Below are 19,488 nucleotides of genomic sequence, written 5' to 3'. Positions count from 1 at the left end.
TCACGCCGCCCTCTGATGCCGGGCGCTGACGACTTCGCGCAGCGTTTCCCAGCGATCCGCGTAGCCGCGCAGCCACGTCTTGCTCGGTTCGCGCAAGGTGAGAGTGTAGAAACCGCGCACGCGCCGGCCGGGCACGACGAAGAACCGCAAGGCCTCGCCCGCCGCGACGAAGACCCACACGTCAGGCCGCAGGTTGGTGCTGCCGCGCGAGTGCAGATTCCAACGATGGCCAGAGTAGCGGTAGCTGTACCGCTTGCCGTTGACCGAGACGCGCCAGGAAAAGCTCGACCGCTTGGCCACGCGGACCGCGATGGTGAGATCGCCCGTGAGCAGGTCGAACCGGTTCGCGGCCTCGCGAGACCCCGCGCGGCGGCCGCCGTGATGGGCACGAATGCCTTCCGTGCTCAGCGCCTGCCGCACTCGTTCAACCATGTGGTCGTGCAGTTGAACGCGCGTCATGCTGTCGCAATTTTCTAGCTGCGGAGATTGCTCCATCGTTGCGGTCTCTCTTTCTCTCTCGAGGTTTCCAGCGTGAAAATCGCGCTGGCGTTTGTGATCATGCTTGAGCTGACAGAGAGCACCTGCGATGCCAGGTCCGCACACGAGCAAACCCGTGGCGGGCGGTGCGCCGCGAGCGAGTCGGAATGCAACAACCCAAAAGGGACAGTCGGAGTGAGCTGGTTTTGTCTTGGATTTCCGGCGTGTGCCCTTCTGACACGCAGGTCGAAACGCTACGTCGCGTTCAATCCTAGGCGTCCGCGAAAGTCTTCAGTGCGGAGACTGGTGCCCGGCTCGGTGCTCGTGGCACAATGCGTGCGTCTGCAACCGCCACCGCAGGCGAGGAGGGGACGAGATCGTATGAAGGTTGCGCGCAAACACGCGCTGGCCCTGGTGTTCGGGATTCTCGCGGTCATGGCGGTCTTCGCCTATTGGCAGGCGCGCCAAGAAGTGGTGCTGGTCGAGGCCGATAAGGCCCAAACCAGGCTGATGGCTCAGACGATCCTGATCAGTCTCGAGCAGATCTGGCTGAGGGAGGGTGAGGCCCGCGTCCGCGCAGTGGTCGAACGCGCCAATCAGACCGTGCCTGAAATGGAACTCCGCCTGGTCTCATTGACGGCGCCGATCGGCGACCCGCAACGACCGCCGCTCAACGAGGAGGAGTTCAGGGCGGTGGCCGCCGGCGAGGTCGTCCAGGTCATGGGAGCCGACCCAACGGGCAACGCGTTGGTCGCTATCTATGTCGCCGTGTCGGTGGCGGGCCAGCGGCCTGCCGCCCTAGAGTTGGTCAAGTCGCTGAAACCGGAGCAGACCTATTTGCGCACGACCCACTGGGCGTTCGCGTTTGCGACGCTCGCAGTGGTCATCGTGTGCGGACTCATCGCCACCAGTCTTGATGCGTGGTTCATCGGTCGGCCGCTGGAATTGTTGAAGCAAAAGCTTCAGCGCGCCGGGTCGGGGGACTTTTCGCGTGCGCTGCTGCTGCGCCAGCACGACGAAATTGGCGAACTCGCTCAAGAGGTCAACGCGATGTGCGATCGCATCGCGGAGGCGAACCGTAAATTGGCCGAAGAGACGGAAGCGCGCGTAGCGGCCCTCGAACAACTCCGCCACACCGATCGCTTGGCGACGGTCGGGCAACTCTCCGCCGGTGTCGCCCACGAGCTGGGGACGCCGCTCAACGTGGTCGCCGCGCGCGCGCAGCTCATCGTCGCCAGCGACCTACCGCGCCCCGAGGTCGTCAAGCACGCGCACATCATTGTCGAACAAGCCGACCGCATGACGGAGATCATCCATCAGTTGCTCGACTTCTCGCGCCGTCGCAGCGCGACGCTGGGCCTGTTCAGCCTCGAACGCATCGTCAACCGGACGCTCGAAATGCTGTCGTCGGCTGCGGAGCGCGCCCATGTGACGCTCGACTCTGACGCCGCGGGCGCTCCGGTGCTTGCGCGCGTGGATCAGAACCAAATCCAACAGGCCCTCACCAACGTCATCCTCAACGGCATTCAAGCCATGCCCGAGGGTGGCCACGTGCGCGTGCACGTCGGGGCGCAGCGCACGCGGCCGCCGGCGGAGCGCGATGCGCCAGAAGACGACTACCTGTGCGTGACCGTTGCCGACGAGGGCAAGGGTATGTCGCCGGAACAGCTCGCGCGCATCTTCGAGCCGTTCTTCACCACCAAGGGCGTCGGCGAAGGCACCGGCCTTGGGCTCGCAGTCGCGCACGGTATCGTCGCCGAACACGGCGGCTGGATTACCGTCGACAGCGCCGTTGGCAAAGGCAGCCGGTTCTCGATCTTCCTTCCGCAGCCGGCTGGCGCAAGCGCGCAGAACATCGAGGTGGCCTCGTGAGTAACCGCGTGCTGATCGTCGACGACGAACCCAGCATGTGCGAAACGCTCGAAGCCGGGCTCACGCCGAAGGGGTTCGAGGTCACGTGGACGACCTCCGCGGCGGAGGCGCTGGAACGAATCGCCGCCGGCGAGTTCGACGTCGTGCTGACGGATCTCAACATGCGCGGCATGAACGGCATCGAACTGTGCGAGCGCGTCGCGGCCAATCGGCCGGATGTGCCGGTCATCGTCATCACTGCTTTCGGGAGCTTGGATACCGCCGTCGCCGCGATTCGCGCCGGGGCGTACGACTTCATCACCAAACCCGTCCGCATCGACGCGCTGGCGCTCGCGTTGGAGCGGGCGATCCAGCACCGCACGTTGCGCGAGGAAGTGAAGCGGCTGCGCCAACTGGTGTCGGACTCGCATCGATTCGAGGGCGTTCTCGGCGCCAGCCCGGCGATGCGTGCGGTGCACGAACTCCTCGAGCGGATCGCCGACTCCGACACTTCGATCCTCATCACCGGCGAAAGTGGGACCGGCAAAGAGGTTGTCGCCCAAGCTCTGCACCGCCGCAGCCGCCGCAGTCAGGGGCCGTTCATCGCCATCAACTGCGCCGCCATGCCCGAGCCGTTGCTGGAGAGCGAATTGTTCGGCCACGCGCGCGGTGCCTTCACCGACGCGCGCACGGCGCGTACCGGATTGCTGGTGCAGGCGAGCGGCGGCACGCTGCTGCTCGATGAGATCGGCGATATGCCGATCGCGTTGCAGCCGAAGCTGCTGCGCGCCCTGCAAGAACGGATGGTGCGCCCGGTCGGCGGCGATCAGGAAGTCCCGTTCGACGTGCGCGTGATCGCGACGACGAATCGCGATCTGGAGTCGGCGATCGAGGAGGGACGCTTTCGCGAAGATCTGTTCTTTCGCATCAACGTCATTCACATCGCGATGCCGCCGCTGCGCGCCCGCGGGAGCGACGTGCTGCTGCTGGCGCAACACTTCCTCGTTCACTTCGCCACGCAGAGTGGCAAGCGGGTCACCGGCCTGTCGCCCGCTGCCGCCGAGCGGCTGATGACCTACGCGTGGCCGGGCAACGTGCGCGAGCTGCGCAATTGCATGGAGCGCGCGGTGGCGCTGACGCAATACGAGCAGATCATCGTCGATGATCTGCCCGAGAAGATTCGCGCCTATCGCGGCTCGTACGTCGTCGTCGCCAGCGACGATCCGTCCGAGTTGGTGCCGCTGGAGGAAGTCGAGCGCCGCTACATCATGCGCGCGATGGAGGCGCTCGGCGGCAACAAGACTCTCGTGGCGCAGAAGCTCGGCATCGCCCGCAAGACGCTCTACCGCAAGCTGGAGCAGTACGGGGTAAGTGGTCCCGACGACGAGTAGTCCGTCCACTGTAGTGATCGAACATGAAAGTCGGGATGAACCTGCCGGTGATGGTGCCGGGGCTGGATCGAAGCGCCATCCTCGAATGGGCGCGGCGCATTGATGCCGGGCCGTTCACGAGTTTGTGCGCCGGCGAGCGGATCAATTTTCCCAATCCGGAGATCCTGATCACACTATCAGCAGCGGCGGCGGTGACCGAGCGCGTTCGCATCGTGCCGACGGTGTTCGTCCTACCGCTGCATCCGCCGGTGTTGATGGCAAAGCGCATCGCCACGCTCGATGTGCTGTCGGCCGGCCGCGTGGTGCTGGGTATCGGGGTCGGTGCTCGCCGCGACGACTTTGTCGCCGCCTGCGCGGTCTTCGACGCGCACAAGCTCACCCGCATGGAAGAGTGCGTCGCGATCATGCGGCGGGTGTGGGCCGGTACCTACATCGTCGAAGGCGCCGAACGCGCCGCCGAGCCCACGCCGGTGCAGCCGGGCGGACCCGAGATTCTCGTCGGCGCACTCACCGCGCCGTCGATTCGCCGGGCCGCTCGCTATGCTGACGGGCTGTGCGGATTCAGTTTCCGGCCCGCGGAAGATGAAGTGCGTTTCGCGTGGGACACCGCCCGCGCCGCCTGGCGCGCCGCGAATCGCGACCAGCCGCCGCGGCTTACGACCAGCTTTTGGTACGCGCTCGGTCCGCGGGCGCGCGCGCAGCTCGACGAGTACCTGCATCGCTACCTGAACTTCATGGGCGCCGACGCGGCGCGCGCGCTGGCCCCCACAGTGCAGACGACGTCCGCTGCGGCGTTACGCGATGCGTTGAAGATGCTCGCCGATCTCGGCACCGACGAAGTGTTCCTCGTGCCCACCACCGCCGATCCCGACGAAGTTCACCGCGTGGCGGACATCATCGGCTAACAGCCCGTTGAAAAACTCCGCATGCTTCGAGACGCGCCTGTCGGCGCTCCTCAGCATGAGCGGTTCTTCCCTTCTGCCCCAACAGTTTTCCGCTCACCCTGAGGAGGCGCGAAGCGCCGTCTCGAAGGGCGCCGCAATTCTTCAACGGGCTGCTAAGCCAATCTGAACAACGAAGGGAAACCGCCGATGCACGCCGATGGACGCAGATGTGGAATTGGACACACCCCACCGCTTGATCACCAAACGTCTTTCGATGTGGTTTGCGGATCGCTCTGGTCCGGGCAGAAATCTCTTATCGGCGTGTATCGGCGTGTATCGGCGTGCATCGGCGGTTCCATATCCCATCCCGCTGCTCGGATGACCGGCCCTTCGGCGGACACTTCGTACTTGCGGACGCCGGTTCCGCTCGCCCCTGCGGCCGTCAGTGCGGCGGCAAACTCAGCCACGTGGGCGGTCACGAAGTGAGCGCGCAGCGCCGGTTCATCCTGCCACTTCTCGAAGATCAGCACCGTGCCCGCATCCTTGCGATCGAAGTAGGCCTGGTACTCAAGGCAGCCTGCTTCCCTCAGCGTGGCGTCGCGCATCCGGTCGAAGGCGGCATCGAGTTGTGCCCGCCGCGTCGGATCAAGTCTGACGATTCCGGCAACGATCAACATGCTTCCTCTCCTTTTCCTTGGAGGACCACCACGCCGTCGCGCACCGCGAGTCTGCCCTCGCTGTTGAGGACTTCGAAGCGGACAACACCGGCGTCGCGCGCAATGATGCGGACGACGATTTCCGACGGCATGAACACCATCGCGCCAAAGCGTGCCGCGATCCGCCGCACACGGGTCGGATCACCGCTCGCTTCGGTTGTGATGATACGCGAGATCGCCAGCGCCAGCGTCGCCGTGCCGTGCAGGATGATATCCGGCAGACCGGCGGCCGCGGCAAAGGCACGATCGGTGTGGATCGGATTCCAGATGCGCGCGCACTCGCTGTAGACATGCGCCAGGTTGGCGGCGATGGCGACGCGGATCTCAGTGCGTGCGGGTGCGTCGGTTGCGATCGACTCGGTCATCGGCATCATCGGCGTATTCGGCGCGTCGGTTGCCGGCCGATCGGGACCGTCGACATCGACTCCGCGGTACAGTGCGCCCATCCACGTCGTGCAGACGGCAGCGCCGTTCGCATCGGTCGTGTCGAGCCGCACGACCTGATACGCGCCGGGCTTGCGCCGTTCGACGCCGACGATGGTCGGAACCGTGGTCAACCGATCGCCTGGGCGCACCGGGCGATGAATGACCAGGTCGTGCGTCGCGTGAACCGAGCGCATGCGCTCCGCCGGAGTCAGGCGCGTGTCGCCCGGCAACTGGCGTCCGCCAACGATCAGCGGCCACTCGAAGCAAACCGGAAACAGCGGATGCGCGACAACACCAGCGGGCTGACGCGTGTCGACATAGCACGGCAAGATATCGCCAAGCGCCGCCGCGTACGCCATCGTCCAGCGCGCATCGATGTCGTGCGTAACCGACGGTCCGGACTGTCCGACAAGTTCCGAAGCGAGGGGCATGAGAGGTTGGTGAAGACGATACTGCGAAAATCAGCCAGCGTCCAAGGAAGTATCGAAGGGATCGTCCCGACTAGCAACGGAAGAGGGCAGCATTCACCGCTCGTCCCAGCTCATCCACCGTCACGGCGTGACTGTCGTCACCGTCGAAGGAGGGGCAATCGTCGAGCGTCGTGAAGCCGAGGCGACCTTCAAGTCGTCGTAAAGGACTTCTGATCGGGCTCCGTCGTTTCGAGAACCATTCGCCGCAGCTCGGCGATCTCGTCTATCTCCACCCGCATCTCCTCCGCTCCGGCAGTCGCTTCCTGGTCGGCGCCCTCATCCGCCACCTCGGCAAGTTTCTCGAAGACGATTTTGAAACGAGATTCATCCATAAGAATTTTACTCCAACAACATCTTACGCAACCACGGATTTCTTCGCCTGTGCCTCGATCTGCCGCCGTAAGTCCGTAAGGTCGGCCTCCGCCCCACAGTTGGGGCAACGCAACTTGTTATCCTTGGGGAACGGCAAGCATCCCTGCTGCAGGGGATGCTTCTTCCCAATGTTCGCCTGCACTTTTGAAACTGTACCACACTTCCCGCACTTCGCCTCGACAATCGCAATGTCACCGGCTACCCCCGGGGGCGTCGGCGGTGGAGCCGTTGGACCCAGCAAACGGATGATCTGCGATCCTGGGGTCTCGAACACCTTGTAGATCGTGGTCGTTGCGAACGTCATCTGCAGGAGGGTGTGGTACTTTCGTACGGCATCCGCCAGGTCCGGTTGCTCCGAGTAATCGCTGATTTGTAAACGCATCTGTCTCAGGTCAGTGAGTTTGACCGATCGCCCGTGCGTCAGCCAATGACGGTGATCACAGAGCTGCTTTGCGACCTCTTCCGCACGCGTTTTCTTTTCGTCGTCGGTTACCGGATGGCCCGTGCTCGAGTGCGTTGCCCAGTTCTTGAATTTGAACTGCGCGAGCCAGTCCGTCACCAATTGTCGGGCGAACTTCAAAGCGTTCTCCGCGCTCTGCAGCTCGCCAGGGGAGAGCCCTTGCAAGATCGGGATGTACGCCTTGTTCAGTACGCCAGTTGTCGCTACTTCTTCTTTGATCTTCTCCAACCCCTCCAACAGTGCATCCGCGGAGAATACTTTCCCTTGCCACGAGATCTGTGCGTCGATCGGTCCGAGTGCCGACGCCGGCTCCATTAGTATCTCGTCACCTGCCATCACCATGATCGTGCCCGCGCTCTTCGCCCAGCCTGGCACGATCACCGCGATCGACTCGTACTTCCCGCGCAGAAGCCGCACGATGTCCTCGGCTGCTTCGCCCGATCCACCCGGTGTTTCCAAGATCAAGTCGAGCGCCTCGCCCTTCAGGTTTGCGAGCTGATCGCTGATGGGCAGCAGATCGGCGTAGCTGATGGAAATCGGAGCTTGAGCCTTATTCAGGTCGGCCGCGAACACGAGCACATCTCGCCCACCGCGGATTTCGGAAATTCGCTTGAGCTGTTTCTTCCGCTCAGTGCTCACTTGTTGGAAGTCGAGCTGTTGATCGAGGTAGTGGCTATAGATCCCCATATGGCGGCCGGTCTGCCTATACCCCATGGTAGGCCGTCAATGGAAATGCGTCAAAAGACCCGGCGGATCGTCGCGCGTGATCGTGTTGACTTCGGACTCTCAGGCGACCGTTCGCGACGAAGATGAGAATTCTTCGAACCGGCTGGACTCGGAAAAGGACGCGGAATGGTCGCACGTGGACTCGAACCACGGACCTCCTGCATGTGAGGCAGGCGCTCTAACCATCTGAGCTATGCGACCGTCGGTGAGCAAACCGTAGACGCCGACTCGGCTATCATAGGCCTGTCATCGCGGCAAGATCGCCGTGTGTTTGTGGGGCGCGTCAGTCGCCGCCGACCTGGCCAGCACCGTTCACGCGCGCGATCCACCAATTTGCTTTCGCTCCACCCGTCATCTATCGTCGCCTCCTTCTGGAGTCATTCCCGTGCTGAAATTCATGCGAAGAAATGCCCGGGCCACCTGGGTGCGGTTCACATTCATGGCCATCGTCCTGGTCTTCATCTTTTGGGGCATTGGCGCCGGCGTCGGTATGATGGGCGACCGCGCCGATGTCGTCGCGCGCGTCAACCGCGACACCATCGACCCGACGCACTTCCGGCGCGCGGAAGCCAACCTCGAGCGCATGTATCAACAGATCTACAAGGACAGCATGCCGCCCGAGATGCTCAAGGCGCTCGATTTGCCCGGCAAGGCGTTGGATCAGTTGATTCGCACCTCGTTGTTGCAGCAAGAAGCGGCGCGCATCGGCCTGCAAGTCGGCGACGAAGAGTTGGCCGAGACGATTCAGTCGATGCCGGTGTTCCAAGACGGCGGCGCGTTCACCAAGGAGCGCTACCTCGCCGTCCTGCGCGCGCAGAATCCGCCGATTCAGCCCGGCGAGTTCGAATTGGCGCAACGCGATGAACTGCTCGTCCGCAAGATCGACGACATCATCGGTGCCGGCGTGCAGGTGACCGATGCCGAACTCAAGGAGCAGTACCGCGCCGAGAACGATCGCGTGGACGTCGACTTCGCGCGCGTCAAGGCGAGCGACTTCGCCGATCAAGTGCATCCGACCGATGCCGACCTGCAGACCTACTTCGACGCGCACCAGGAAGACTTCCGGGTACCGGAGCGCGCGCGCATCGAATTCCTCGCCTACAAGCCGGCCGCGTTTGAGAGCGAAGTGACCGTGAGCGACGCCGACGCGCAGGATTACTACGACACGCATCGCGAGAAGTTCGACAAGCCCGAAGAAGTGCAGGCGCGCCACATCCTGTTGAACCTCGGCCCGAATGCGAAGGACGATGAAAAGGCCAAGGTGCGCACGCAAGCGGAAGCGCTCCTCGCCCAAGCCAAGGGCGGCGCGGATTTCGCCGAACTGGCCAAGCAGCATTCGCAAGATCCCGGCAGTGCGTCGAAGGGCGGCGATCTCGGCTTCTTTAAGCGCGGGCAAATGGTGCCGGCATTCGATCAGGCCGCGTTCGCGCTCGCCCCGGGCCAGATCAGCGAGTTGGTGGAAAGTCCGTTCGGCTTTCACATCATCAAGGTCGAAGCCAAGCACGCCGCCGAAACTCCCACGCTTGATCAAGTGCGTCCCCAGGTCGTCGACGCGATCAAGCAGGACCGTTCGCGCGATGTCGCCGGCAACCATGCCCGCGCCGATCGCGACAAAGTGGTGAGCGGTGGCGGATCGCTTGATGCCGCCGGCGCGGCCAACGGTGTGACCCTGATGAACCCGCCGGCGTTTGCGCGCACCGAACTCATCGCCGGCATCGGCCGCGAAGCGAAGCTCAGCGATGCGGCGTTCGCCGGCGCGGTCAACGACATCCCCGACGTGATCGAAACGCCGGGCGCGTTCTACGTCTTCCGCATCGCCGAGAAGATCCCGTCGCGCATTCCCGAACTCGCAGCGGTCCGCGATGACGCCGACAAGGCCTTCCGCAAGCAGAAGACAGAGGAGTTAGCGAAGGCGAAGGCCGACGGCTTGCTGGCGACACTCAAGCAGCAGAACACCTTCGCCGCCTTCGCGACCGCGAACGGGTTGACCGTCGAGACGACTGGCCCGTTCACTCGCGCCGGCGCTTATGTTCCCAAGCTCGGCACGCAAGCGGATCTGAAGAAGGCCGCCTTCGAGTTGACGAAAGATCATCCGATCGCCCCGGCTGTGTACCAAGCCACTGGCGATGCGGTGCTCGCGGCGCTCAAAGAAATCGTGCCTGCCGATGACGCCAAGTTCGAGGAACAGAAGGACACCCTGCGGCAACAGGCCATCGAGCGCCGGCGCGGACTGGTCAGCGAGCAGTTCGTCAACGAGCTGAAGGCTCGGGCCCACATTGAAATCAACCAGGACGTGCTCGCCAGTCTGTCCGAGACCGGCACCGTGCCGTCGCGGCGGCGCCGCTAACGTCTCCTGAACCTCAGCAACGACATCAGCGCGTATTTTCTGCCCGGCGGCCCGGTGGGCTGCCTGCTGTTGCACGGCTTCACGGCAACGCCGCAGGAGCTGCGCAGCCTCGGCGAGGCCCTGCACGCGCACGGCTACACGGTGTCCGGCGTGCGCATCGCGGGACACGGCACCTCGGTTGACGACCTCGCACACACTTCACGGCGCGACTGGGCCGACTCGGCGCGCGCCGGTCTCACGGAGTTGCGGCACCATTGTCCGACGACGGTGGTGATCGGGTTGTCGATGGGTTCGCTGCTGGCGTTGGAGTTGGCGCACGATCGCGCCGCCGATGTGGATGGCGTGGTGCTGCTCTCGACCGCACTCTGGACGAGCGATCGCCGCCTCGAGCGCATGCTGCCGGTGTTGCCGATATTGCGGTTGGCCGGCGCACTGTTGCCGACGCGCTGGCAGCGCATCGCCAAGCCCGGGCGCGATATTGCCGATCCGGTTGCGCGCGGCGCGAGCCCTGCCTACGACACCGTGCCGCTGTGCGCGCTCGTCAGTTTCATCGACCTGCAGCGGGCCGCCCGGGCGATGGTCCCCGCCGTGCGCCAGCCCGTGCTCGCGCTGCATGCGCGGCAGGATCACACGTGTCCGCTCGACAACGTCCGCTTTCTGCAGCAACGGTTGCCGACGCCGCCGCGCGTCGAGTTACTCGACAACAGCTTTCACGTCATCAGCGTGGACTACGACAAGGACCGAGTCGCCACCGTGGTCTGCGAATTTGTGGCGAGTATCGCGACCGCTGCCGCCGGCGCGCGACGTGCGGTTGAACTATGAGCGACATCGCCGGCGCACCAAAACAGAGTGGGTTGTGTGCCGACTGCGCGCACGTGCGATGGGTCCGCAGTGAGCGCGGCTCCAGCTTCGTCATGTGCCGGCGCAGTGCCGATGATGAACGCTACGCGCGCTATCCGCGGCTGCCCGTGCGCACCTGCTCGGGGTATGAGCGCACGACCGACAGTAAACCGGAGCGCGAATGAATCGCCCAGCGACCGCCGCTGCGCCGCCGCTCACCGAGCCCGCGTCGAATTCGCCGCCGCGGCGCGCGGAACCGGAGCGATTGCTTGCCGCACCGCCGCTGCGTGCGATTGTGCGGCTGGCGGCGCCGACCAGCGGCGTGATGGTGATCGCGGCCGTCTCCAACATCCTCTACACCTACTTCGTCAGCCGCCTGGGCGCCGAAGCCATCGCCGCCGTATCGTTGGTGTTTCCGCTCTCGCTCATCGCGACCACGATGATGGGCGGTGGGATCGGCTCGGGCGCGGCGTCGGCCGTGGCGCGCGCGCTCGGCGCCGGCCGCAAACGCGACGCGGTTGCGGTGGCTGAGCATGCGCTGGTGCTGAGCGTCGCCACCGGTGCGCTCTTCGGTCTCGGAATTCTGGTCGGCGGCCCAGCGTTGTTCCGCTTGATGGGCGGCACCGGGGTGGTGCTGGAGCGGGCGACGGTGTTCGCCCAGGTCCTCTTCGGCGGCGCGGCGATCACATTTGTCGGCGGTATGCTCGACAGCATTCTGCGCGGCGAGGGCAACGTGCGGGTCGCCGCCGTGTGGTCGACGATGTCGATTCTGCTGCAGATCGTGCTCACGCCGGTGTTCATGTTCTGGTTGGGTCTGAATCTGCCGGGTGCGGCGATGGCGACGTTGGCGAGTCAACTGATCGCGACCGTGCCGCGCGCCTACTACGTGTTCAGCGGGCGCAGCATGGTGACGCCGGCGCTGCGGCTGCGCGGCTTCACGATGGCGCCGCTGGCGGAAATTCTGCGCGTCGGAATTCCTGCGTCGCTCTCGACCCTGATCAGCTACGTCGGCATCATGACGCTCACCGGCGTGCTGGCGCGGTTGGGCGATGCGCACTTGGCGGCGTACGGATTGGGCACACGGCTCGACTTCCTCATGCTGACCCTCGCCTACGGTTTCGGTGCGGCGGTGCTCACTTTGGTCGGCATGGCGACCGGCGCGCAGCGGCCCGATCGGGCGCGTGCGTATGTGGTGCGAGCCGGCGCGATGATTGTCAGTGTGTTGGCGGTGCCCTCGGCGCTGCTGTGCTGGCGGCCGGAGTTGTGGCTGAACATCTTCACCCATGATCCCGGCATCCACGCGGTGGGCGAGCAGTACTTTCGCATCATCGGACCGTCATATCCGTTCGTTGGCGTATCGATGGTGATCGCGTTCGCCTTTCAAGGTCTCGGCCGGGCGACGCTGCCGTTGATGCTGATGACCGTACGCGTGATCGCGGTATTGGCGGTGTCGCTGGTCTGCACGCAATGGCTTGGGATGGCCGATCGTGCGGTGTTCATCAGCGTCGCGGTGGGCAACGTCTGCTCGGCGGCGGTGATGGTGACGTTGTTCACGCGCACGCACCGAGGATTGCGGCGGCGGATGAGCGAGGCAAGGGCCGCCTCTGCTGCCGACAGAGCGGAAGGCTGAGGAGCCGCGATGCACCGACTCTTCGCCGGGATTCTGCTGACCCTTGCCATGCTTGCCCCCGCATATGCCGACGGCGCGCCGCCGCGCTTCTTCTTCATGGGCAACGGTACGCTGAGGTTGGAAGACGCGCATAACGGTGCGCGCGTGCAGGCGCGCTTCCGCCGTGCCGACGGCTCCTACGACGCCGACGCGTTGGCGCGACTCACGCATTTTCTGCGTTCGCGCGGTGATGATCGCGAAGGCGACGTGTCGTTGCGCTTGATCGAACAGCTCGACTACCTGGAAGACTGGGCCAAGCCCCGCCATCTGCGACTAGCGTCGGGCTATCGCAGTCCCGATTACAACAGCGCCATCCGCGCACAGGGCGGCAAGGCCGCCAGCGCCTCGTTGCACACGCAGGGACTCGCCGCCGACGTGCAGTTCATCGGGGTCAATCAGCGCCAGTTGTGGCAGCGCATTCGCAAACTCAACTGTTGCGGCGTCGGCTTCTACAAGGACGGCAACTTCCTCCACGTCGACGTCGGCCCGCCGCGCTTCTGGGAGCAGGCGACCTCGAAGGTCGACCAGAACCTCTCCGGCGGCAACGCGCGCATCTTCGCGCGCACCGACTTCGATCGCTACGAACAGTTTCGCGGCGCGACGCTGCAACTCTACAGCATCACCGCCTTCCCGCTGCGCGTCGCCGCGACGGCTCAAGTTGTGGATGGCAATCGCCGCACCGCGGTACACCTCGCGCCCGAAGGTGAAGTAAAGGCCGATGGCGATTGCCTAGTGATTGCTGAACCCGGGAGATCGTTGCTACGGGTCGCCGACGCCGACCTGATGCCAGCCGGGCGGCGCGTACACGTGCACCTCACCACCTGCGAGCCGCGCATCGAGCGGACGCCGGAGGAGTTCGTCACCAACGAGATTGAAGTTGCGAAAGCCGCGAAATGATCCGTTAGGTCAGACCTTCAATCCGCCAGGATGCGTGACCACGACCTTGATGCTGCGTGGACTGGCCGCGATGGCGAAGGCTTCGGCCAGGCGTGCCGCGGGCAGCACGTCGGTCACCATCAGTTCTCCGAGCTGGTGTCCCAAACCACCGACCGGATCAGCGAGCAACGCGATCGCCGCGCGGAAATCACCGCAACGGGTGGTGCTGATGCGGAGACCTTTGTCGAGCAGTGCGGCGAGCAATCCATCGCGCGGCTGATCGACATCCGCAACCAGTATCGTGCCACGTGCTCGCACGAGACCGCGTTCGACACTGGTGAGCGGCCGGATTGCTGCGTCGATGCCGGCGAGCGACGTCACCACGGCCACATCGGCACCTCCGAGTGGTTCCATCGCGACGATGGAAGCGAGCTCGTTGGCGCTGGCCGCGGTGACCACTCGGAGTCCCCGCGATTCCAGGTCGCGCCGGACCGTGATCGGCACATCACCCAGTACAGCCGCTAGTCCCTCGAATCGTTGGGCGCCCGAACGCCGAAATGCTTCGAGCGCAATCTCATCGACGACCATCTCGGTCAGATGCGCGAGCCCGAGTGTCGGTTGCCCGGTGGTCGACTTGACGTGGACCTCGCGAGTGGCGAGCTGAATCGCGAGCACCAGACCGCTGGGACTGCCGGTGGTCTCCACCACGCAGTCGGCGACGTCGTGCAGCGATTGTGCGGCGTCGACATCGATTGCATCGTCGGCGCCGAGCGTGCGCGCCAGCGCGCGCAGTTCGGCATGGCGGGCGATCGCAAGGATTTGGTAGCGCCGGCCCGATTGTCTGCGCCACGCGGAAAGCGCAGCGATCGCCAGCGAGCCCAGTCGCCGCGGACCGAGCACCGCGATGCGATCACCGTCACGTGGGTCGCACGCCTGCACGGCGTGCAACGCCGCGGCGAACGGCTCGATCAGCGTCGCCGTCTTCGCCGAAATGGTCGGCGGGATCGACACGATGTTGGCTGTCGGCGCGAGCACCCACGGTCCGAACCCACCCGGCAAATCGTGGATGCCGAGCACCACGCGCTCGGGGCAATGGGTGTCGAGACCGCGACGGCAGAACGCGCACCACTGTCGCCACGCCAGGCCACGCGCGGCGTGCGAGGCGTTGATCTCGACGGCCACCGCGGCGCCGGATTCGTCGTGGGCCACGACTTCGTGGCCGATCACTTGCGGTAGGGGAAACGGCAAGTGGCGGCGCGCGAGATCGGTGGAGCACACGCCGCAGTGGCTCACGCGCAAGAGTCGATACCCAGGGCCGAGCTGCAGATGTTGAGCACCGGCGCGCTCAATATCCCAGCCGTTGGTTAGCGAACCAACGAAACGATACGGTGCCGGACGCAGCGACGCGTCGGCGTGGTATTCGAACGCGCGGAAAGCGATCGATTCCGACACGGCAGCCCGACCCTGAGCAACCTGCCCCCTTCAACTGCTGACGAGGAGGATATAGGCGGCGACCAACAGCGTAAGCACGACCCCACCGTAGAGCAGGTAATCTCCGTAGCGCTGATAGCGCTCGGGGTGCTCGGCGTAGTGCTCTTTCATGCGGTCGATTAGTTCTCGAATCGGCAGCACGTGGCGGGACTCCTTTGGAGATGGCGCCGCAGAGGGCTGTTCATCGGTTTCTGGGGTTCTGCCTAGCCGATCCCGCTCACGGTCCGCAAGCGAATTGGCGAAGACGACGGATTGAATCGCAACGACATGTTTCAACATGATGCTCGCTCCATGAAGCCGGTGGTGCGCGACCGACGGCGCGTAGTCACACCGCCAACCGGATCACCGGCGCGTTCTACCAGTGGCGTCGTACGACGCCGACACGTCAACAAGGGAGCGAGTTAAGCCGGCGGGTTGTCAGCGGCCGGTCGGTGCGTACCGCAGTGTACGAACCGGCGCACTGGAGAATATTCACGCCGCAGTATGAGCCGAATCGGAGTGCGCAGGATGCTTCGGCTCGCGGGTGCCGACACTGCAGTCTTCATCGCATCGCGTGCCGGATTACGCGCCGGGAACTGAATGGCCTCGGCGTCGCTGACAGCATCGGGCAACGAGGACGATGAGAATGCCAAGTGGCTCAGGCGAATGCGGGCCGTACGTTGCGGGCTCCGGCCGCTGTCCGCGATCGAAAAATCCGCTTGCCACACCAAACAGGCAAGCACCAGCACCTGTGCCCAGACGATACGTTTCCACTGCCGCCGCATGAGGTGGCGATGCTACGCGCCCGCCGGGGCGAGGTCAAATCAGGGCGTGGGCGAGACGGGTGACGCTGCGGGGGTTGATGGCAAGGGGGAAGGTCCTGCTGGAGACCGCGTGGGCGCTGGAGGTGACGGCGTCGGTGCAATGACTGGCGACTCCGACTGCGTGACGTCGATCGCAACGCCCCACGCGTCTTTGATGACAACGTGGGCGTGCGTGAGATCGATACGACTGGTCAAGCCAGCCTGCTCGACCAGTTCGTCGAAGTGACTCACCAGCGCACCGGCGCGCTTGTAGATGTCGTCGTGCGCCTCGATCAGCACATGGCCGTCGGGCAGGCTGGCCAGTTTGATCGGCTCGTACATCACCCACACCGGCGTGTCGTTGGGCGCTTCCTTGAACAAGCGCTCGACATCCGCCGGGCGCAGGCGCAGGCATCCGTGCGTGGCGAACCGGCCGACGCTCCACGGTGCGTTGGTACCATGAATGCCGTAGTCGCCTGCCGACAACTGGAGCCAGTACTCGCCGAGTGGATTGTCAGGACCAGGCGGCACGCTGGTTTTCACCGGTTCCCCCTTTTCGCGCATCTCAGCCTGAATGGCGGGTGGAACGTGCCACGTTGGCTTGCGCCGACGGCTCAGAATTTTGAAACGACCCGGTGGCGTTTCCCAATCCGCTTTGCCGACCGCGACCGGAAACTGCGCGATCAGTTCGTTGGCCTTGAACCAGTACAACGTGCGGTCGACGATGCTGATGACCAACCCGTCCGCGAGTTTCGCGACGATGTGTCGGTTGGAGAATACCAACGGCTGTCCAAGGCGCAGCTTGCGCGGATCGACGAGGTTGTTCATCGCCGCGGCGAGCTTCACGCTCATGCCGAACTTGGGCGCCAAGCGGGCGAGTGAGTCGCCGGCCTGAACCGTGTAGTGGATCTCTTCACCGACGACGTCGTGGTACACGGGCAGCGTCGCCGCATCGCTGCCACGGACGCAACTCAGCGACACGAGGGTAGCCACGGCCAGGTTGTTGATGAGTTTGAACCGCCGAGGCGTCATACGCTCTGGCGCGCCATGATGCGGCGGAACAAGCCGGGCGCGAGATGCCGGACCACGGTGCCGAGCGCCATGTAGCGCGGCACCGTGATCTCGGGGCGATCGCGGCGGATCGCGTCGAGGATCGCTTCGGTAAGTTGGCGCACCGGAATCATACGGGCGCGATTGGCCGCCGGGAATTCTCTGAACGATTCGTGCTCGAACAGTTCGGTATCGATCACGCCGGGATTCACCAGCGTGATGCCGACTCCAGTGCCGCGCAGCTCGTACCACAGGCTCTCGGTGAATCCGGCGGTGGCGAACTTGGTCGCGCAATAGTGTGTGTGGTGCGCCGTGCCGAGCCGCCCGGCAATCGAGGAGATGTTGACGATATGCCCCGAGCGCTGCGCCAGCAGCAATGGCAGCACCGCCTTGGTGCAGTACACCAAACCGAAGAAGTTGGTGCGCATCAGATCTTCGTACTCGTCGATCGGGGCGTCCTTCGCTAGCGTCCAGCGGCTGTAGCCGGCGTTGTTGACGAGAATGTCGATGCGGCCGAAGTGGGCGTGCGCCTGCGCGACCATCGCGTCCACTTGCGCGCGGTCGCGCACGTCGCAACGGAGCGCCAACGACGGGGCGTGGCGCTCGCAGGCTTGCTTCACTTCATTGAGTTTGTCTTCGCGGCGCGCGGCCAGGACCGTGCGCGTTCCTTCTTCGGCCAGGCGGAGGGCGAGATCCTTCCCAATACCACTGGAGGCGCCGGTGATCAGAGCGACGGCATCGCGGAAGTGCACGGGCATGGCGGCCAAGCAAGTAGCCGCTGCGTCTGGCACGGCCACGCCGGCAGGTCAAGCCAATGACGACTAGGCTAGGGCATTGCGAAGTGACCCGCGCTGCCGTGCAACGCGGTAGTGCTGCAGACACGGTAGGCGCCAGCCGTCACGTCGAGCGTGAGTGCGCCATCGGGCGCGCGCCAGGTATCGAGATCGCGACCGCTGAGCCGGACGGCGTAGCCAGCGGTCTGTTGACGCCTGGCTTGTTCTCGTATGGACACGCGCAGCACGGCGCCGTCCGCCCGTCGCAGCAGACCGCGATACGCGCCGGGCGTCTTCGCACTCATGCGCAGTCGACCAGGTGCGAAGGCGAGGGTGGCAACCTCGCCTTGCGCTCCGCTTAAGTTGATGGTGAGCGCATCCGTGCGGGGGTCGAACGGACCTGGCAACTGCAGATCCGCGCGAACCTGCGCTGGGCCGCAGCCGTCGCTGCCGGATCGGACCGCTGCCCTTCGCACACGCAACTGCGGTGCGACGCTCTGGCGCTCGATCGCACCGCGATCAAATTTTCCGCCCGCCGGGCGCGGATTGCCGTCGTGATCGACGGTGACCGACGTGGACGCCTCGGCGCTGTTGAGCGCCGGACTGGTCGCTGCCGGTGTGTACGTTCCAGCCTCCAGCCGTGGATCGCCGGCCATTGTGCCGCGACCCTGGGCGCTAGCCCGCGTCCACGTGCCGTGATTGACGTCCTCGCCCGAAAACACCGTGGCCGTTGGGGCAGTCTCCTGCACAATCAACCGCTCGTGCAAATTGGGGCGGGCGAAAATATTGCGAGCTTCGAGCAGCGTGACGCCGGGCGCGAAATCGAGCGCCTTGCCCGGACCGTTCACCACGCTGTCCGTCAGCGTGAGTGTGTATCCGCCGCCGATTGCCCGCACGCCGAGATCGTTATTCACCACGGTACTGAACGCGATCGTGGTCTCTCCACCGACGGGGCCGGTAATGTTGAGTCCGGTGCGATTGCCGTCGATCACGGCGTTTTCGATGTATGCGCTGTCGCTGACTTTGACGCCCGAGCATTGATTGCCGCGGCTGGTGGCGCGCAGCACGGTGATGTTCGATCCCTGCAAATCGAAGCCGTCTTGCGAGTTGCCGATTGCGCTGGCGTTGTCGAACACGATGTTGCTGCACCCGGTGTCGACGTTGAAGCCGTCAGACGCACCGTCGCAGCCGGCGCCATCGTCGTTGGCTTCGCTGCGGGTGTTGATGATCTGCACGTCGTGGGCGCCGGCGAAGATTCGCACGCCGGTGCGGAAGTTGTGCTGCAGCACCACGTCGCGGAGGGTCACTCGCGTCGCGCCGGCGACCCAGATGCCGGTCTGGTTGTCGTGAATGGTGAGGCCGGACAGTTCGATGTCGTGCGCGCCGGCGCGCACGAAGATGGTTTCAGCGAACCCGCCGGTGAGATCGAAACCCTGGACGCGCACGTACGCAGCGCGGCTGGAAACATCGAACGCCGAGTAGCTGCGCTTCGCGTCCGGACTCTGCAGCACGGCACCGGACAATCCGCGAATAGTGATCACCGCATCGGCTCGACCTGCGCGTTGGATCACGAGCGCCTCGCGATAAATGCCTGGCGTCACTACCACCGTGTCACCCGGTTGGACCTGCGCGATCGCGCTGGAGATGGTGCGGAAGGGCTGGTCGGTCCGTCCGGCGGCGCCCGCGGCGGCAGCGGGAGCGACAAAGTAGGTGGCAGCGTGCGCGACCGACGGGGCGACGCAGGCCAATCGTATCAGCGTGGTGAGCAATCGGAGTTGCCAGTGCATCATCGGTGTCTCCAGAAACACAACGGCCGTCACCCGCCGTGGCACGGGGACGGCCTCTGTGAGCATTGGCTCAGTGACGCGCCGGGTTTCGCAGCCCGCC

18 protein-coding genes and 1 tRNA gene are annotated in these 19,488 nt (G+C 64.8%); 8 read left to right on the top strand and 11 right to left on the bottom strand.

Annotated features, from left to right (window positions below; all coding sequences use genetic code 11):
- Complete coding sequence (locus HYR72_22560; protein ID MBI1817769.1) at window positions 1-420, bottom strand: hypothetical protein; 420 nt, start codon at window positions 418-420, stop codon at window positions 1-3.
- A gap of 438 nt (window positions 421-858) precedes the next feature.
- On the opposite strand from HYR72_22560, the gene HYR72_22555 reads away from it, so the two are divergent.
- Genes HYR72_22555 through HYR72_22545 form a run of 3 tightly spaced genes read left to right on the top strand, consistent with a single transcriptional unit; the run spans window position 859 to window position 4,624 of the window.
- The gene (locus HYR72_22555) at window positions 859-2,349 is read left to right on the top strand and encodes a HAMP domain-containing protein (protein MBI1817768.1); all 1,491 of its coding nucleotides are present in this window, start codon (window positions 859-861) and stop codon (window positions 2,347-2,349) included.
- Entirely contained in the window at window positions 2,346-3,719 is a 1,374-nt protein-coding gene (locus HYR72_22550) for a sigma-54-dependent Fis family transcriptional regulator (protein ID MBI1817767.1), read from the top strand. Before HYR72_22555 ends, HYR72_22550 begins: the two co-directional genes overlap by 4 nt.
- A 23-nt stretch (window positions 3,720-3,742) precedes the next feature.
- Window positions 3,743-4,624, top strand: coding sequence for an LLM class flavin-dependent oxidoreductase (locus tag HYR72_22545; protein ID MBI1817766.1), 882 nt, complete (start codon window positions 3,743-3,745; stop codon window positions 4,622-4,624).
- A 236-nt stretch (window positions 4,625-4,860) separates the two neighbouring features.
- Here the strand turns inward: HYR72_22545 and HYR72_22540 are convergent, their stop codons facing one another.
- The 5 genes from HYR72_22540 to HYR72_22520 all read right to left on the bottom strand — a co-directional run bounded on the left by HYR72_22540 (window position 4,861) and on the right by HYR72_22520 (window position 7,974).
- Window positions 4,861-5,280 (bottom strand): antibiotic biosynthesis monooxygenase, encoded by a 420-nt coding sequence (locus tag HYR72_22540; GenBank protein ID MBI1817765.1) that lies wholly within the window; start codon window positions 5,278-5,280, stop codon window positions 4,861-4,863.
- Window positions 5,274-6,176, bottom strand: a complete 903-nt coding sequence (locus HYR72_22535; protein MBI1817764.1) for a MaoC family dehydratase N-terminal domain-containing protein — start codon at window positions 6,174-6,176, stop codon at window positions 5,274-5,276. The genes HYR72_22540 and HYR72_22535 overlap by 7 nt, the downstream gene beginning before the upstream one ends.
- Window positions 6,177-6,364: 188 nt before the next feature.
- The gene (locus HYR72_22530; protein MBI1817763.1) at window positions 6,365-6,547 is read right to left on the bottom strand and encodes a hypothetical protein; all 183 of its coding nucleotides are present in this window, start codon (window positions 6,545-6,547) and stop codon (window positions 6,365-6,367) included.
- A 23-nt stretch (window positions 6,548-6,570) separates the two neighbouring features.
- Window positions 6,571-7,734 (bottom strand): ATP-dependent Clp protease proteolytic subunit, encoded by a 1,164-nt coding sequence (locus HYR72_22525; GenBank protein ID MBI1817762.1) that lies wholly within the window; start codon window positions 7,732-7,734, stop codon window positions 6,571-6,573.
- Window positions 7,735-7,900: 166 nt separating this feature from the next.
- Window positions 7,901-7,974, bottom strand: a tRNA-Val gene (locus HYR72_22520).
- 196 nt (window positions 7,975-8,170) lie between these two features.
- Between HYR72_22520 and HYR72_22515 the strand changes: the two genes are divergently transcribed.
- Genes HYR72_22515 through HYR72_22495 form a run of 5 tightly spaced genes read left to right on the top strand, consistent with a single transcriptional unit; the run spans window position 8,171 to window position 13,526 of the window.
- Window positions 8,171-10,120: a peptidylprolyl isomerase gene (locus HYR72_22515; GenBank protein MBI1817761.1), complete on the top strand. Its 1,950-nt coding sequence runs from the start codon at window positions 8,171-8,173 to the stop codon at window positions 10,118-10,120.
- Window positions 10,121-10,174: 54 nt separating this feature from the next.
- Window positions 10,175-10,942, top strand: coding sequence for an alpha/beta fold hydrolase (locus tag HYR72_22510; GenBank protein MBI1817760.1), 768 nt, complete (start codon window positions 10,175-10,177; stop codon window positions 10,940-10,942).
- Window positions 10,939-11,145: a hypothetical protein gene (locus tag HYR72_22505; protein ID MBI1817759.1), complete on the top strand. Its 207-nt coding sequence runs from the start codon at window positions 10,939-10,941 to the stop codon at window positions 11,143-11,145. The genes HYR72_22510 and HYR72_22505 overlap by 4 nt, the downstream gene beginning before the upstream one ends.
- Window positions 11,142-12,590: an MATE family efflux transporter gene (locus HYR72_22500; protein ID MBI1817758.1), complete on the top strand. Its 1,449-nt coding sequence runs from the start codon at window positions 11,142-11,144 to the stop codon at window positions 12,588-12,590. The genes HYR72_22505 and HYR72_22500 overlap by 4 nt, the downstream gene beginning before the upstream one ends.
- A 9-nt stretch (window positions 12,591-12,599) precedes the next feature.
- Complete coding sequence (locus tag HYR72_22495) at window positions 12,600-13,526, top strand: YcbK family protein (GenBank protein MBI1817757.1); 927 nt, start codon at window positions 12,600-12,602, stop codon at window positions 13,524-13,526.
- Between the two features lie 9 nt (window positions 13,527-13,535).
- Here the strand turns inward: HYR72_22495 and HYR72_22490 are convergent, their stop codons facing one another.
- The 5 genes from HYR72_22490 to HYR72_22470 form a co-directional block, all read right to left on the bottom strand.
- A complete protein-coding gene (locus tag HYR72_22490; GenBank protein MBI1817756.1) occupies window positions 13,536-14,957 on the bottom strand; it encodes an alcohol dehydrogenase catalytic domain-containing protein in 1,422 nt (473 codons plus the stop codon).
- A gap of 30 nt (window positions 14,958-14,987) precedes the next feature.
- On the bottom strand, window positions 14,988-15,137 hold the full coding sequence (locus tag HYR72_22485) for a hypothetical protein (protein ID MBI1817755.1): 150 nt from the start codon (window positions 15,135-15,137) through the stop codon (window positions 14,988-14,990).
- 662 nt (window positions 15,138-15,799) lie between these two features.
- Entirely contained in the window at window positions 15,800-16,810 is a 1,011-nt protein-coding gene (locus tag HYR72_22480) for a L,D-transpeptidase family protein (GenBank protein MBI1817754.1), read from the bottom strand.
- Window positions 16,807-17,595, bottom strand: a complete 789-nt coding sequence (locus tag HYR72_22475) for an SDR family oxidoreductase (protein MBI1817753.1) — start codon at window positions 17,593-17,595, stop codon at window positions 16,807-16,809. Before HYR72_22475 ends, HYR72_22480 begins: the two co-directional genes overlap by 4 nt.
- Window positions 17,596-17,654: 59 nt before the next feature.
- Window positions 17,655-19,454 (bottom strand): right-handed parallel beta-helix repeat-containing protein, encoded by a 1,800-nt coding sequence (locus tag HYR72_22470; GenBank protein ID MBI1817752.1) that lies wholly within the window; start codon window positions 19,452-19,454, stop codon window positions 17,655-17,657.
- Window positions 19,455-19,488 lie beyond the last annotated feature (34 nt).

This window comes from Deltaproteobacteria bacterium (assembly GCA_016178705.1).
Classification (GTDB): domain Bacteria; phylum Desulfobacterota; class Binatia; order HRBIN30; family JACQVA1; genus JACOST01.
The sequence above is the reverse complement of the archived record's forward strand: the minus strand, read 5'-3'. Positions and strand labels throughout refer to the sequence as shown.